The sequence below is a fragment of the Streptomyces sp. NBC_00016 genome, assembly GCF_045040885.1.
Classification (GTDB): Bacteria; Actinomycetota; Actinomycetes; order Streptomycetales; family Streptomycetaceae; genus Streptomyces; species Streptomyces coriariae.
Map to the genome: position 1 here is coordinate 3,245,909 of NZ_CP108304.1, position 15,146 is coordinate 3,261,054.

Below are 15,146 nucleotides of genomic sequence, written 5' to 3' on the forward strand. Positions count from 1 at the left end.
ATCTGCTCCGGCCCCCCGTCCCGAGGCCTTACGCCTCTTCGTTCACCCAGCTCATCAGCTTGCGCAGCTGCTTGCCGGTGGTCTCCAGCAGGTGCTCGGAGTCCGCGTCCTTGTACTCGTTGTACTTCTTCAGACCGCCGTGGTACTCGTCCATCCAGTTCTGGGCGAAGGTGCCGTCCTGGATCTCGGCGAGGACCTGCTTCATCTCGGCCTTGGTGGCGTCGGTGATGATCCGCGGGCCGGTGATGTAGTCGCCCCACTCGGCGGTCTCGGAGACGCTCCAGCGCATCTTCTCCAGGCCGCCCTCGTACATGAGGTCCACGATCAGCTTCAGCTCGTGCAGGCACTCGAAGTAGGCGATCTCCGGCTGGTAGCCGGCCTCGACCAGGGTCTCGAAGCCCGCCTTGACCAGTGCGGAGGTGCCACCGCAGAGGACGGCCTGCTCACCGAACAGGTCGGTCTCGGTCTCCTCGGTGAAGGTCGTCTTGATGACGCCGGCGCGGGTGCCGCCGATGCCCTTGGCGTACGACAGGGCCAGCGCGAAGGCGTTGCCGGTCGCGTCCTGCTCGACGGCGGCGATCGCGGGGACGCCGCGGCCCTCCTCGTACTGGCGGCGCACCAGGTGACCCGGGCCCTTCGGGGCGACCAGGGCGACGTCGACGCCGGCCGGGGCCTTGATGAAGCCGAAGCGCACGTTGAAGCCGTGGGCGAAGAACAGCGCGTCGCCGTCCTTCAGGTTCGGGGCGATGGACTCCTCGTAGACCTGGGCCTGGATCGGGTCCGGGATGAGGATCATGATGACGTCGGCCTCGGCGGCGGCCTCGGCGGGGGTCACCACGCGCAGGCCCTGCTCCTCGGCCTTGGCCTTGGACTTGGAGCCCTCGTGCAGACCGACCCGGACGTCGACACCGGAGTCACGGAGCGACAGGGCGTGGGCGTGGCCCTGGCTGCCGTATCCGATGACCGCGACCTTGCGGCCCTGGATGATGGACAGGTCGGCGTCGGCGTCGTAGAACAGCTCGGCCACTTTGGGTTCTCTCCTTGAGTGCAGGTGTTGCGTCCCACCGTATGACGGCGAGCGGAAGGGAAGTTTCGGGGTCTCGGTATACGGGCGGTCGGTGATCACCGACCGCCCGGATCCGTTCGTACGAAGACCGGTTACGTACTTACGCCGACCGGTCGAGAGCGCGCAGCGACCGGTCCGTGATCGAACGGGCGCCGCGGCCGATGGCGATCGTGCCCGACTGGACCAGCTCCTTGATGCCGTACGGTTCCAGCATCTTGAGCATGGCGGACAGCTTGTCGTTGCTGCCGGTGGCCTCGATGGTCACGGCCTCCGGGGAGACGTCGACGGTCTTGGCGCGGAACAGCTGGACGATCTCGACGATCTGCGAGCGCGTCTCGTTGTCGGCGCGCACCTTCACCAGAACGAGTTCGCGGTGAACCGCCTGTGCCGGCTCCAGCTCGACGATCTTCAGCACCTCGACGAGCTTGTTGAGCTGCTTGGTGACCTGCTCCAGCGGCAGGGCGTCGACGCTCACCACGATCGTGATCCGGGAGATGTCGGCGTGCTCGGTGACGCCGACGGCGAGCGAGTCGATGTTGAAGCCCCGACGGGAGAACAGGGCGGCGATCCGGGCCAGGATGCCCGGCTTGTTCTCCACCAGGACGGAGAGCGTGTGCTTGGACATGTCTTCTTACGTCTCTCTCGCTCAGTCGTCTTCGTTGTCGCCGAAGTCGGGGCGGACGTCCCGGGCGGCCAGGATCTCGTCGTTGGAGGTGCCGGCGGCGACCATCGGCCACACCATCGCGTCCTCGTGGACGATGAAGTCGACGACGACCGGGCGGTCGTTGATGGAGTTGGCTTCCTCGATGACCTTGTCGAGGTCGTCGGGGGACTCGCAGCGGATCGCGTAGCAGCCCATGGCCTCCGACAGCTTCACGAAGTCGGGGACGCGGGTACCGCGGGCGTCCGGGTTGACGTCGTTCGGGCCGGAGTGCAGCACGGTGTTGGAGTAGCGCTGGTTGTAGAACAGCGTCTGCCACTGGCGGACCATGCCGAGGGCGCCGTTGTTGATGATGGCGACCTTGATCGGGATGTTGTTCAGGGCGCAGGTGGTGAGTTCCTGATTGGTCATCTGGAAGCATCCGTCGCCGTCGATGGCCCAGACGGTCCGCGCGGGCGCGCCGGCCTTGGCGCCCATCGCGGCCGGGACGGCGTAGCCCATGGTGCCCGCGCCGCCCGAGTTCAGCCAGGTGGCGGGCTTGTCGTACTGGATGAAGTGGGCGGCCCACATCTGGTGCTGGCCGACGCCCGCGGTGAAGATCGTGCCCTCCGGGGCGAGCTGCCCGACGCGCTCGATGACCTGCTGCGGGGAGAGCGAGCCGTCGGCGGGCTGGTCGTAGCCCAGCGGATAGGTCTCGCGCCAGCGGTCGAGGTCCTTCCACCAGGCGGTGTAGTCGCCGGACTGGCCCTCGCTGTGCTCCTTCTGCACCGCCTGGATCAGGTCGGCGATGACCTCGCGGGCGTCCCCCACGATCGGCACGTCGGCGGCGCGGTTCTTGCCGATCTCGGCCGGGTCGATGTCCGCGTGGACGATCTTGGCGTGCGGCGCGAAGCTGTCGAGCTTGCCGGTGACCCGGTCGTCGAAGCGGGCGCCGAGGGCGACGATCAGGTCGGCCTTCTGCAGACCGGTGACGGCGGCCACCGAGCCGTGCATGCCCGGCATGCCCAGGTGCTGCGGGTGACTGTCGGGGAAGGCGCCCAGTGCCATCAGCGTGGTGGTGACGGGCGCGCCGGTCAGCTCGGCCAGGACCTTCAGCTCGGCGGTGGCGCCGGCCTTGAGGACACCGCCGCCGACGTACAGGATCGGCCGCTTGGCGGCGGTGATCAGCTTGGCGGCCTCGCGGATCTGCTTGGCGTGCGGCTTGGTCACCGGGCGGTAGCCGGGCAGGTCCATGACCGGCGGCCAGGAGAACGTCGTCCTCGCCTGGAGGATGTCCTTGGGGATGTCGACCAGGACCGGGCCGGGGCGGCCGGTGGAGGCGATGTGGAAGGCCTGCGCGATCACCCGGGGGATGTCCTCGGCCTTGGTGACCAGGAAGCTGTGCTTGGTGATCGGCATGGTGATGCCGACGATGTCCGCCTCCTGGAAGGCGTCCGTGCCGATCGCCTTCGACGCCACCTGGCCGGTGATCGCCACGAGCGGCACCGAGTCCATGTGGGCGTCGGCGATCGGGGTCACCAGGTTGGTGGCGCCCGGCCCCGAGGTGGCCATGCAGACGCCGACCCGGCCGGTGGCCTGCGCGTATCCGGTGGCTGCGTGACCCGCGCCCTGCTCGTGCCGGACCAGGACGTGGCGGACCCTCGTCGAGTCCATCATCGGGTCGTAGGCGGGCAGGATCGTGCCGCCGGGAATGCCGAATACCGTCTCGGCGCCGACCTCCTCGAGAGAACGGATGAGGGACTGCGCACCCGTCACGTGCTCGACGGTCGCGGAGTGCTGTCCTCCGGATCGGGGCCGCGGCTGCGGATGGGCCCCGGTGGCCTGCTCGGTCATCGGCATTCTCTTCTCGATGCTGAGGGTTTTACTGAGGGTCTTGCTCAGGGTCTTTCAGAGCTGCGGCACGCGGGCCGCGGCGGGTTTTGTGCAACAAAAAACCCCTCGTGCCAAAAGGCAAGCGAGGGGAGCGCGCCGGGTGTGGGTCGCTGGGAGTTCCGGGTCCGTCCGGAGCGTCACCAACTTCAGCCGACGCGCTTTCCAAGTACGAGAATTCGGGTGCGCATGGCATTGACCCTCCCCCCGGCGCGCATCGACTGTCAAGTGGGTGGGACGGGAGTCTCATTATGTGAGCGAAGGGCACTTCCGCTCCCCAGGACGGCCGTGACACCGCCGGCGACACCACCGGCGTGGACACCACTGGTGTACACCCCCGAGCCGCCGCCCGCGAACGCGGGCTCGGCCGGCCCGTGCGGCACCGGATAGCGGCCGGTCGCGAGGGCCCGGCGCAGCCGGTACTCGTCGAGCGGCCCGGAGAACGCCATCCCCTGGCCGTGCGTACAGCCCATCGCGCGCAGGGCGACCACCTGCTCGGGCAGATCCACGCCCTCGGCGACGGACTGGAGCCCGAGGTCGGCGGCGATCCGCAGCAGCCCACCGGTGATCTTGTGCAGCCGCGCGGACTCGACGACCCCCTCGACCAGCGAGCGGTCCAGCCTGAGCACGTCGACGGGGAGTCTCCGCAGCGCCGTGAGCGCCGCGTAGCCGCTGCCGAAGCCGTCGAGGGCGATCCGCACCCCGAGGCGCCGCAGCGCCCCCAGGCGGCGCTCCAGCTCGTCCAGCGGCACCCTCGGGTCGGTGTCGGACAGCTCCACCACCAGGGACCCCGACGGCAGCCCGTGCCGGGTCAGCAGCGCCTCCACGGAGCCCAGCGGCATCGACCGGTCCAGCAGCCGCCGGGCGCCCACCCGTACGACCACCGGCAGGGTGAGCCCGCTCGCGGCCCGGTCGGCGGCCTGCTCGACGGCCTCCTCCAGCACCCAGCGCCCCAGCTCGGCCGTCTTGTCGCTGTCCTCCGCGACCCGCAGGAACTCGGCGGGCGTGAAGAGCACCCCTTGCGAGGAACGCCAGCGGGCCTGTGCGGCGACCGACGAGATCCGGCCGTCCTCCAGGCGCACCACGGGCTGGTGCAGCAGCGCGAACTCGCCGTCGTGCAGCGCGGCACGCAGCCGCGTGGCCAGCTCCGCCTTGCGTACGACGTCCTGCTGCATCTGCGGCTTGTACAGCTCGACCCGGCCCTTGCCGCCCGCCTTGGCGCGGTACATGGCGAGGTCGGCGTTGCGCAGCAGCTCACCGGCGCCCAGACCGGCCTCGGCGAAGGCGACGCCGATGGAGGCGGCGACGCGGACCTCGTTGCCGTCGATGAGGTACGGCTGCGACAGCGTGAGCCTGAGGCGGTCGGCGAGTTCCACTATGTGGCGTTCCCGGGCGGCGCGGTCGCGGGTGCCGTCGCCGACGATCAGGGCCGCGAACTCGTCGCCGCCCAGTCGGGAGGCGGTGTCTCCCTTGCGGACCGCGTCCTGGAGCCTGCGGGCGGCCTGGACCAGCAGTTCGTCACCGGCCGCGTGGCCGATCGTGTCGTTGACGGCCTTGAAACCGTCGAGGTCGATGAAGAGGACCGCCGTGTTGCGCAGGGCGGGGCCCCGGTCGGAACTGCGGCGGCCGGACAGGGCCTGCTGGACGCGCCGGGTGAACAGGGCGCGGTTGGGCAGGTCGGTGAGCGGGTCGTGTTCGGCGTTGTGCTGGAGCTGCGCCTGGAGCCGCACCCGCTCCGTCACGTCCCGGCTGTTGAAGATCAGGCCACCGTGATGGCGGTTGACGGTCGACTCGACATTCAGCCAGCCTCCCCCACTCTCGGCTTCGCTCGAGCGGGAGGTACCCCCATCGCCGGAGCGGAAGCGGCACTCGATGCGTGTGGTGGGTTCCTCCTGGGGGCTGGCGGCGAGGAAGCGGCGCACCTCGTGCACCACGCAGCCCAGGTCCTCGGGGTGGATGAGGTCGGCCAGTTCGGAACCCACCAGGTCCTCGGCCGGCCGGCCGTAGACCCCGGCGGCCGCCGGGGAGACGTAGCGCAGGACGCCGCTGGGCGCGGCGATCATGATGACGTCGCTGGAGCCCTGCACCAGGGAGCGGAAGTGGTTCTCCTTCTGCGCCAGTTCCTGGGTGAGGGTGATGTTGTCGAGCAGCATGATCCCCTGGCGCACCACGAGGGCGAGCACGACCGTGCCGCCGGTCAGCAGCACCACGCGGTCGACGCTGCGGCCGTTGAGGACGTTGTAGAGGATGCCCAGGGTGCAGACTGCGGCGGCGAGATAGGGCGTGAGGGCGGCCAGGGAGCCCGTGATGGGCCGGGTGACCGGAAACCGGCTGTGATCACCTCCCTGGGGAGGCGCCTGCGTGGCTGTCTGGGCGGATGTCTGCGCGGACGCGGCGGCCGCCGTGCGCGACGGCCCCTGGGGGCGGCGCGCGGTGGGGCGCGGACCGGGTACGTGTTCGTGCACCACACGCGTGTGCCCCTCATCCGCGGCCGACCGTTGCTGGCGGGAGGCGGCCCAGGGCGCGTACGCCAGGAGCAGCGAGCCCGCGAACCAGCCCGCGTCGAGGAGCTGGCCCGAGCGGTAGTTGTTGTGCAGCAGCGGCGAGGTGAACAGGGCGTCGCACATGACGGTCAGCGCGAGCGCGCCGACGGCCGTGTTGACCGCCGTGCGGTTCACCGCCGTGCGCCGGAAGTGCAGCACCAGCACCATGCTCACCAGGGCGATGTCGAGCAGCGGGTACGCGAGCGACAGCGCGGCGTGCGCCACGCTCGGTCCGTCGAACTTCGCCGCCTGGGCGAGCGCGAGGCTCCAGGAGAGGGTGAGCAGCGAGCCGGCGATCAGCCAGGCGTCCAGGGCCAGGCAGACCCAGCCCGCCTTCGTCATGGGCCGGGCGGCGAGCACGAGCAGCCCCACGATGGCGGGGGGCGCGAAGCACAGGAAGAACAGGTCGGCGAAGCTGGGGCTGGGCACGGGCCGCCCCAGGACCACCTCGTACCAGCCCCAGACCAGGTTGCCGAGGGCGGCCATCGCCGAGGAGATCGAGAACAGCAGCCAGGCGGGTCGAAAACGGACGCGGCGGCTGCGCGCGTAGAGGAAGCAGGAGACGGCGGCGGTGCCCGCCGCCGCGGACAGCCCGAAGTCGCCCATGATCAGTGCGAGTCGGTCGGAGCCCCAGCCGAGTGCGGAACCGACGGCGTATCCCGCGCACAGGAGAGCGAGCAGCATTTGGTGGACCAGCTTGGTCCCGGAGCCGCCGGTGGACGGCAAGGCGATACGCGGTGTCCTCGTCGAGGACTGCGTCCGCAGCGCTGCGTCGAGGACGGGCGTGGAGGTCGGCGGCGGACTCACCGGGTCCTCCCGGTCCGCGTCACTCCCGGATCCCTCGGGTCCCGGACCGCCGGTGGCACGTGCTTCCCGTGGCCGCCGCACCGGTGGCGGTGATGGCAGGGGTGAGTGCCGTGACCGTGTCGGCGCGTGGTGGAGCGCCAGGGTCGCCGCCGGCGGTTCCGCCGCGTCGGATCGTTCGTCCATAGGCCGTGCATCGCCCGTCGCCCCCCTCGCAAGTCTGAAATGTCCATCCCTGACGCCGAACGTGCGCGGCGTAGCCCCTGTCGGGACGATACACCAGACTCGTCACTCAGGGACATAGTTCCTCTACGCTGCGTGACGATCATCGGCATATGCGCCCGGAAGAGGTACGGACCGCGTCCGGAGGACTGCGGAGGGTACCGACGCCGGACTACAGGAGCGCCCCGGCCGTCACGATCCGTTCGCCGTGCCCGTAGTGAGGATCACGTTGCGCAGTGGCTCCCGGTTCACGAAGCGGCCCAACTGGTCCACCAGCAGGCGCACGGCGCGGGGCAGGAAGGCGGAGGTGGGCCCGCCGACGTGCGGGCTGACGAGGACGCCCGGCGCGCTCCACAACGGGTGACCCGGGGGCAGGGGCTCGGGGTCGGTGACGTCCAGCGCCGCGGTGAGGCGCCCGCTCTCCACCTCGGTGAGCAGGGCCTTGGTGTCGACGACCCCGCCGCGGGCCACGTTCACGAGCAGCGCGCCGTCCTTCATCCGGGCCAGGAACTCGGCGTCGACCAGGCCGAGGGTGCTGTCGTTCAGGGGCGTGCACAGGATGACGACGTCCGCTTCGGGGAGCAGGGCGGGAAGTTCGGCGATCGGATGCACGGGGCCGCGCGCCGTCGTGCGCCAGGAGCGCGCGACGCGCGCCACCCGCGCCACCTCGAAGGGCGCGAGCCGGTCCTCGATGGCGGAGCCGATGGAGCCGTACCCGACGATGAGCACGTTCTTGTCGGCGAGCGCGGGCCGGAACCCGCTGAGCCACTCCCCCCGGTCCTGGGCCCGGACGAAGTCGGGGATGCCGCGCAGCGACGCGAGAACCAGGGTGAGCGTGAGCTCGGCCGTGCTCGCCTCGTGCACCCCCCGCGCGTTGCACAGCCGCACGCCGGGAGGCAGCGACGCGAGGGCCGGCACCACGTGGTCGATGCCGGCGGACAGGGTCTGGACGACCTCCAGTGAGGTCATCTCGGGCAGCGGCCGCTGCCCGAGACCGGCGGGCTTCATGTAGGGGACGACATAGAAGACGCAGTCGGCCGGGTCCGCCGGAAAGTCCTCCTCACCGTTCCAGAAGCGGTAGTTCGGCCCCTCCGGGAGGCCCTCGATCTCTTCCGGGGGGATGGGAAGCCAGACGTCAGCGCTCATGGTCAGGAGGCTATGTCAGGTACGCGCGCGTGCAGAGGTTAGGTTGGGGGCTCGGGAGAGGGAGGGTCACGGGCAGGTGGAGCGCAGGACGATCGGCGCGGGGGCGCTCGAGGTGGGTGCCGTCGGTCTCGGGTGCATGCCGATGAGCTGGGCGTACAGCGGGTCGCGGCAGCGGGGCGACGAGTCGCTCCGGGCGGTGCACCGGGCACTGGACGCGGGTTCGTCCCTGCTGGACACCGCCGACATGTACGGCCCGTTCACCAACGAGCTGCTGGTGGGGCGGGCGTTGAAGGAGCGGCGCGAGGACGCGTTCGTGTCGACGAAGGTAGGTCTGCTCGTCGGCGAGCAGCACATCGTGGCCAACGGCCGGCCGGGGTATGTGAAGCGGGCCTGCGACGCCTCGCTCCGGCGCCTCCAGACGGACGTCATCGACCTGTACCAACTGCACCGGGCCGATCCCGAGGTCCCGGTCGAGGAGACCTGGGGCGCGATGGCCGAGCTCGTCCGGGCGGGCAAGGTGCGGGCCCTGGGGCTGTGCGCGGTGGGTGCCCGAGGTGGTCGCCGCTCCGGTGGACTGTACGACGGAACGATTCGCCAGTTGCGGCGCGTCCAGCAGGTCTTCCCGGTGAGCGCCGTGGAGGCGGAGCTGTCGGTGTGGTCGCCCGAGGCGCTGGACACGCTGCTGCCCTGGTGCGAGGCGCGGGGCGTGGGCTTCCTGGCGGCGATGCCGCTCGGCAACGGCTTCCTCACCGGCACGCTCACTCCCGGCCAGGGCTTCGAACCGGACGACATGCGCGCCCGCCACCCCCGGTTCACCGCCGAGATGATGGCCGCGAACCAGCCGATCGTCGTCGGTCTGCGCCGGGTCGCCGCACGGCACGGCGAGGCCGTGACGGCCGCGCAGGTGGCGCTGGCCTGGGTGCTGGCACAGGGCCGGCACGTGATCACGGTCCCGGGCGCCAAGCGGGAACGCTGGGTGACGGAGAACGCGGCGGCGGCCGCCCTGCGTCTGACGCCGCAGGATCTGACGGAGGTGGCGGAGCTGCCCGGGGCACAGGGATCGTGGGAGTAGTCCCGCTTTCGGGTCGCGATGGCCCGGATCGGGAACCCGTGAGGCGTGAACGGCGTAGGACAGGTGAAGCCCCCCGCAGGATCCGCCGTGTCGAAGGGACCATGATCGTGCAACGTCGAGCTGTTTCAGCCGTGTTGGCCGCGAGTGCTCTGCTGGTGACGGGCGGCTGCTCCTCCGATGCCGGGGGGTCCTCGGGCGCCTCGGCCAGTGCGGCCCCGAGCAGTACGGCGGCACAGGTCTCCCCGTCCGCCGAGGAGACCCCGCCCGCGAAGGGCACGGTCACGGTGGTGCGCACGGTCGCGGAGGGCCTGAACACGCCCTGGGGCCTCGCGCCCCTCCCCGAGGGCGGCCTCCTGGTCGCCTCCCGCGACGAGGGCACGATCACCCGGGTGGACGCGGAGACGGGCAAGAAGACCGAGCTGGGCGAGGTGCCGGGGGTCTCGGCGGCCGGCGAGGGCGGCCTGCTGGGTCTCGCCCTCTCCCCCGACTACGCCTCGGACCACATGGTCTACGCCTACTTCACCTCGGCCTCGGACAACCGCGTCGTCCGGATGATCTACGACCCCGCGCGGCCCGCCGGCGACCAGCTGGGGGCGCCCGACACGGTCTTCAAGGGCATACCCAAGGGCATGATCCACAACGGTGGCCGGATCGCCTTCGGTCCCGACCGGCTGCTCTACGTCGGCACCGGCGAGAGCGGCGACCGGGGCCTGGCCCAGGACAAGAAGTCCCTGGGTGGCAAGATCCTCCGGCTGACCCCGGAGGGCGAACCGGCCGCCGGCAACCCGTTCCCGGACTCCGCGGTGTACTCGTACGGACACCGCAATGTGCAGGGGCTCGCCTGGGATTCCAAGCAGCGCCTGTTCGCCGCGGAGTTCGGCCAGGACACCTGGGACGAGCTGAACGCGATCGTGCCGGGCGCCGACTACGGCTGGCCGACGGCCGAGGGCAGGTCCGAGGACACGAGGTTCCGGAGCCCGACAGCCCAGTGGCACACCGCCGATGCCTCGCCCAGCGGTATCGCCTACGCCGAGGGCTCGATCTGGATGGCGGGGCTGAGGGGGCAGCGCCTGTGGCGCGTCCCGCTGAAGGGCACGGCGGCCTCGGCGGACCCGCAGGCCTTCCTCGAGGGCGACTACGGCCGGCTGCGCACGGTGGTCTCCGCGGGCGGCGACAAGCTGTGGGTCACGACCAGCAACACGGACGGCCGGGGCGACCCGAAGTCGGGGGACGACCGGATCCTGGAACTGAAGGTGAGCTGAACGGCCTCACCCGGCTGAACGGCCTCACCCGGCTGAACGGCTCACTCGGCTGAACGGCCTCACCCGGCTGAGCGCCGTCACCCGTCCTCCGCCGCCGGCTCGGAGGGCCGCACCACGACCTTTCCGGACGCCAGGTCTATCGGCCCGTGCCCGGGATCGGCGTCGCCGACGTCCTCCCGGGTCAGTTCCAACCGGTTCTGCTCGTCCCGGGTGTGCTTGCGGCCCGGCGCGAAGAGGTCCTCGAATGCGTTGAACATCGTTCTCCCATGCCGGGCCGGATCACGGTCGGTGGCCTGTGCGGCTCCTCCGGGGTGGCCTGCCCCATTATCGCGCGATCAGCCGTTCTTCGGCCCCCGGCGGGAACAGCCCCAGCCGGTGGGCCACCGCCGCCGCCTCACCGCGGCCCGAGACGTCGAGCTTGGACAGGATGTTCGAGACATGGACGCTCGCCGTCTTCGGGGAGATGAAGAGCACCTCGGCGATCTGGCGGTTGGTGCGGCCGGCCGAGACCAGACGCAGCACGTCACGCTCCCGGCTGGTCAGGCCCAGCGTCGCCAGCGGGTCGGTCGGACCGGCCGGGGTGTCCGGCGGGCCCGCGGCGGGGGTCAGGGACAGGCGGGCGCGCCGGCCGAGCAGGGTGACGGCGTCGGTGAGGGGACGGGCGCCGAGGTGGGCGGCGACCGCATGGACGAGACGCAGCAGCTCGGCGGCCCGGTCGCGTTCGTCGTCGCCGCCGACGGAGAGAAGGGCCTCGGCCAGGCGGTGCCGGGTGCGGGCGAGGTCGTAGGGCCGTTCCAGGCACTCGAAGGCGGCGACCACCTCGGCCCAGTCCTCCGGGTCGGTCCGGCCCTCGGCGCGCAGGAGCTCCGCGCGGACCCAGCGTTCGTGGGCCTGCCAGACGGGGGCGACGGTGGCGAGTCGCCGGGCGGTTGCCCGGATCCGGTCGAGGAGGCCGGCGCGGCCCGCGTCGGCGGCGGGGGTCGTGCGGGCGTCGCCCTCGGCGGAGGCCGCGGCGAGCAGCAGGGGCCAGGCGTAGCGCTGGGTGCCGGGCCGGAAGTCCTGGTCGAGCGCGCCCGCGAAGTGGATGCGGGCGTCCAGCGGACGGCCCTGGGCCGCGGCGAGTCCGACGGCGAGGCGGGTCAGGGGCAGGTGGTTCTGCGGGGCGTGTTCGTGGGAGCCGAAAAAGCCCTGTGCCGCCACCAGTTGACGGTCGGCCTCGGCGAGGTCGCCGCGGGCGAGGGCGAGTTCGGCGACGAGGGTGGCGTGGAAGCCGCGGACCGCCACGCCCTGGCCCACCCTTCCGGCGGCGGCGCAGGCCCGGTCGGCATCGTCCCAGCGGCCCAGGGAGAGAAGGGACTCGGCGAGGTTGCCCCACACCCACGCCTCGGAGTCGGGCGGTCCGTGCCGCTTGGCGAAGGCGAGGCCCTCCTCCAGGATCGGCACGGCCTCCCGCGAGCGGCCGATCCCCTCCAGCTCGGAGGGGAGGTTGACGTACGCGTTCAGCGCGACGGAGGGAGTGTCCTCGACCAGGGCCTGTTCCCTGACCTCGTGCAGCTCAGCGAGGCCGGCCTCGATGTGGCCGGCGTCGACCATGAGGACGCCGAGGACCTGACGGGCGTCGAGCTCGATCTCGCGGGCACCGACCAGGCGGGCGTACTCCACGGCCCGCTCGGCGGCTCCATAGGCCTCGGGTCCCGGGACGTGCACCAAGGACCAGCAGGCGATGTGGGTGAGCAGTTCGGCGTGCACCTCGTTGGGCGGCAGACCACGCAACAGGGCCTCGGCCCTGGCCAGTTCCTCGCGGCCGCCGCCGCGGCCCAGGGAGTGCGTCAGTCGGGAGCGCTGCACCCAGAACCATGCGGAGCGCAGGGGATCGTCCTCGTCCTCCAGCAGGCGCAGCGCCCGCTTGGTGATCTTCAGGGCGCGTTCGCGTTCCCCGCAGTAGCGGCCGGCGACGGCGGCCTCGGCCATCAGGTCGAGGTAGCGCAGCGGTGTGGTGGCCGGATCGCAGCCGCAGGGGGGATAGGCCTCCGTGTGGTCGACGGGGCGCAGGGCGGCCCGGATGTCCTCGGGGACCGTCTCCCACAGTTCCATCGCCCGTTCCAGAAGCCGCAGTTGCTCGCTGTAGGCACGTCGGCAGCGGGCCTCGACGGAGGCGTCCAGGACGGCGGGGAGCGCCTTCGCCGGGTCGTGGGCGTGGTACCAGTAGCTGGCCAGTCGCATGACCCGTTCGTCGGCGGGGACCAGGGTCGGATCGGCCTGGAGGGCCTCGGCGTAGCGGCGGTTGAGGCGGGCGCGTTCGCCGGGGAGCAGATCGTCGCTCACGGCCTCGCGGACCAGGGAGTGGCGGAACCGGTAGCCGTCCCCGTCGGGGGTGGTGAGCAGGATGTTGGCTCCGACGGCGGAGCGCAGTGCCTCGATGAGGTCGTCCTCGGCGAGCCGGGCGACGGCGTCGAGCAGCCGGTACTCGACGGTGGAGCCGCCCTCGGCGATGATCCGGGCGACTTTCTGGGCGCTCTCGGGCAGCGCCTCGACGCGGACGAGCAGCAGGTCGCGCAGGGTGTCGGTGAGGCCGGTGCAGCAGCCTTCGTGTGCCGCCACGGCGAGTTCCTCGACGAAGAAGGCGTTGCCGTCGGAGCGTTCGAAGATGTCGTCGACCTGGGCGGAGTCGGGTTCGGCGGCGAGGATGCCGGCGACCTGACGGCAGACCTCGTCCCGGGTGAAGCGGGCGAGTTCGAGGCGCTGGACGGTGCGCAGCCGGTCGAGTTCGGCGAGCAGGGGGCGCAGTGGGTGGCGGCGGTGGATGTCGTCGGCGCGGTAGGTGGCGAGGACGACGAGGCGGCCGGTGCGCAGGGTGCGCAGCAGATAGGACAGCAGGTGGCGGGTGGAGGCGTCGGCCCAGTGCAGGTCCTCCAGGGCGACCACGACCGTGCGCTCGGCGGCGACGTGTTCCAGGAGGCGGGCGGTGAGTTCGAAGAGGCGGGCCATGCCCTCCTCGTCGTGGCGTCGTCCGGGGGCCGTCTCCCGCAGTTCGGGCAGCAGCCGGGCGAGTTCCTCCTCCTGGCCGGCCGCGGCGGCGGCCAGTTCGTCCGGCAGGGCCCGGCGCAGGGCGCGCAGTGCGGTGGAGAACGGGGCGAACGGCAGTCCGTCGGCGCCGATCTCGACACAGCCGCCGAGCGCGACGACGGCGCCCCCGCGGTGGGCGGCCGCGGCGAACTCCTCGACGAGTCTGGTCTTGCCGACCCCGGCCTCACCCCCGATGAGCAGCGCCTGCGGCTCTCCCGCGGCGGCGCGGGAGAGCGCGTCGTTCAGGGTGTGCAACTCGTCGGCTCGACCGACGAAGACAGGGCTGACGGACCGGGTCTCCACGGAGGCGAGCATCGCACGCGGGTGGGAGGCCGGCCCAGCGGATATCGCCGGGGCTCCGGCGGGAGGGCGGCCGACCCCCGTGCGGCCGCCCTCCCCCGCCCCCGCGTTCACGCCGGCCGGGCGAACCGGAGCCGATCGAGGAGATGGGTATGCGACTCGCTCCCGGCGCCGCCCTCCGCCCGCTCGGCGGCACGCTCGGCGGCCTCGCGGCGGGCGGCGCGACGACCGCGGACCACCGAGCGGGCCAGTCGCTCGTGCTCGGCCAGGCGGCGCAGTTCGGCGGAACGGGCCTGCTGAAGTTCGTACTCGTACATGGTGTGTCCCCTGAGAGGTCGGTTGTTCCGGCTTCGCTTGTTGCGATGCCTCAACCTTCGTCTCCCAGGGGGGTCCGCCACATCGGGAGAGTTCCGCATCTTCGGCGGCGGACGGCGCCTTAGACGCGACTGAGGGGCCTTAGGACGTCCGTGAGTGGCTCACGGTCGTCTAAGACCCCTCGTGAACTGCGGGTACTCAGCTCGCGGACGGCAGTCCGAGCAGGGCGTCGGTGTACTTGAGCACGGCCAGCAGCAGGCCGATGACGCCGAGCGCGACGCCGGCCCAGGAGACGGACTTGATCCAGGGGGCCTGCGGCCGGCCGGGAGCGCCGAAGGCAGGCCGGGCCAGGACGACCACACCGATGATCAGCGCGGTCAGCGCGAAGAAGCCGGCCCACAGCGCGGTGGTCTGCCAGGCGTCGCCGTAGACCTCCTTGATCTGGGTGGCCACACTGGCGCTCGACGAGGTCTGGAGCTGGCCGACCAGCGTCTCGCGGGCGGCGGCGACGGTGCCGATCCAGCCGCCGGTGAGCGACACGAGGCCGAGCGCGGCGGAGACCACGGCGCCGGCGCCCTGGCCGACGCCGGTGGAACCCGCCGCCCTGTCGGCGTCCTCCTCGGCGAGGGCCTCGTCACCGTCCTCGGTGTCGTCGGCGGTGGCGTCCTCGACGGCCTCCGCCTCGGTCGCTTCGTCCGGCGCCTCGGTCTTCGTGACGTCCACCTTCTCCTCGTCGCGCTTCGCCTCGGTGCCGGATTCCGTGCCGGCCTCGTCCACAGTCTTCGTTCCCATACCTCGCACCGTACGGACGCTCTCTGAG

The 15,146-nt window shown here is 71.7% G+C and carries 11 protein-coding genes; 2 read left to right on the plus strand and 9 right to left on the minus strand.

Annotation, left to right across the window (positions count from 1 at the left end):
• Positions 1-28: 28 nt before the first annotated feature.
• The 5 genes from ilvC to OG933_RS14200 form a co-directional block, all read right to left on the minus strand.
• Positions 29-1,027: a ketol-acid reductoisomerase gene (gene ilvC, locus OG933_RS14180; RefSeq protein ID WP_020131430.1), complete on the minus strand. Its 999-nt coding sequence runs from the start codon at positions 1,025-1,027 to the stop codon at positions 29-31.
• A 139-nt stretch (positions 1,028-1,166) separates the two neighbouring features.
• A complete protein-coding gene (ilvN, locus tag OG933_RS14185) occupies positions 1,167-1,691 on the minus strand; it encodes an acetolactate synthase small subunit (protein ID WP_030793721.1) in 525 nt (174 codons plus the stop codon).
• Positions 1,692-1,712: 21 nt separating this feature from the next.
• A complete protein-coding gene (locus tag OG933_RS14190; protein WP_362531937.1) occupies positions 1,713-3,560 on the minus strand; it encodes an acetolactate synthase large subunit in 1,848 nt (615 codons plus the stop codon).
• 260 nt (positions 3,561-3,820) lie between these two features.
• Complete coding sequence (locus OG933_RS14195; RefSeq protein WP_405627346.1) at positions 3,821-6,946, minus strand: putative bifunctional diguanylate cyclase/phosphodiesterase; 3,126 nt, start codon at positions 6,944-6,946, stop codon at positions 3,821-3,823.
• 411 nt (positions 6,947-7,357) lie between these two features.
• Positions 7,358-8,311, minus strand: coding sequence for a 2-hydroxyacid dehydrogenase (locus tag OG933_RS14200; protein ID WP_405627347.1), 954 nt, complete (start codon positions 8,309-8,311; stop codon positions 7,358-7,360).
• Between the two features lie 76 nt (positions 8,312-8,387).
• On the opposite strand from OG933_RS14200, the gene OG933_RS14205 reads away from it, so the two are divergent.
• Positions 8,388-9,383, plus strand: a complete 996-nt coding sequence (locus OG933_RS14205; protein ID WP_362531928.1) for an aldo/keto reductase — start codon at positions 8,388-8,390, stop codon at positions 9,381-9,383.
• Positions 9,384-9,484: 101 nt separating this feature from the next.
• Positions 9,485-10,645, plus strand: a complete 1,161-nt coding sequence (locus OG933_RS14210) for a PQQ-dependent sugar dehydrogenase (protein WP_362531925.1) — start codon at positions 9,485-9,487, stop codon at positions 10,643-10,645.
• Positions 10,646-10,722: 77 nt separating this feature from the next.
• On the opposite strand, the gene OG933_RS14215 is transcribed toward OG933_RS14210, so the two are convergent.
• The 4 genes from OG933_RS14215 to OG933_RS14230 form a co-directional block, all read right to left on the minus strand.
• Positions 10,723-10,902 carry a DUF6191 domain-containing protein gene (locus OG933_RS14215; RefSeq protein WP_057601577.1) on the minus strand — a complete coding sequence of 60 codons (180 nt, stop codon included), beginning with the start codon at positions 10,900-10,902 and terminating at the stop codon, positions 10,723-10,725.
• Positions 10,903-10,969: 67 nt separating this feature from the next.
• On the minus strand, positions 10,970-14,026 hold the full coding sequence (locus tag OG933_RS14220; RefSeq protein ID WP_405627349.1) for an AAA family ATPase: 3,057 nt from the start codon (positions 14,024-14,026) through the stop codon (positions 10,970-10,972).
• 95 nt (positions 14,027-14,121) lie between these two features.
• The gene (locus tag OG933_RS14225; protein WP_362531919.1) at positions 14,122-14,328 is read right to left on the minus strand and encodes a hypothetical protein; all 207 of its coding nucleotides are present in this window, start codon (positions 14,326-14,328) and stop codon (positions 14,122-14,124) included.
• A gap of 196 nt (positions 14,329-14,524) precedes the next feature.
• Entirely contained in the window at positions 14,525-15,118 is a 594-nt protein-coding gene (locus OG933_RS14230) for a hypothetical protein (RefSeq protein ID WP_362531916.1), read from the minus strand.
• Between the last annotated feature and the right edge of the window lie 28 nt (positions 15,119-15,146).

Bases quoted from the DNA above. Each gene is read 5' to 3' on its own strand.
- OG933_RS14190 (WP_362531937.1), bottom strand. From the start codon at position 3,560: ATGACCGAGCAGGCCACCGGGGCCCATCCGCAGCCGCGGCCCCGATCC.
- OG933_RS14220 (WP_405627349.1), bottom strand. From the start codon at position 14,026: ATGCTCGCCTCCGTGGAGACCCGGTCCGTCAGCCCTGTCTTCGTCGGT.
- OG933_RS14200 (WP_405627347.1), bottom strand. From the start codon at position 8,311: ATGAGCGCTGACGTCTGGCTTCCCATCCCCCCGGAAGAGATCGAGGGC.
- OG933_RS14230 (WP_362531916.1), bottom strand. From the start codon at position 15,118: ATGGGAACGAAGACTGTGGACGAGGCCGGCACGGAATCCGGCACCGAG.
- OG933_RS14225 (WP_362531919.1), bottom strand. From the start codon at position 14,328: ATGTACGAGTACGAACTTCAGCAGGCCCGTTCCGCCGAACTGCGCCGC.
- ilvN (WP_030793721.1), bottom strand. From the start codon at position 1,691: ATGTCCAAGCACACGCTCTCCGTCCTGGTGGAGAACAAGCCGGGCATC.
- OG933_RS14210 (WP_362531925.1), top strand. From the start codon at position 9,485: ATGATCGTGCAACGTCGAGCTGTTTCAGCCGTGTTGGCCGCGAGTGCT.
- OG933_RS14215 (WP_057601577.1), bottom strand. From the start codon at position 10,902: ATGTTCAACGCATTCGAGGACCTCTTCGCGCCGGGCCGCAAGCACACC.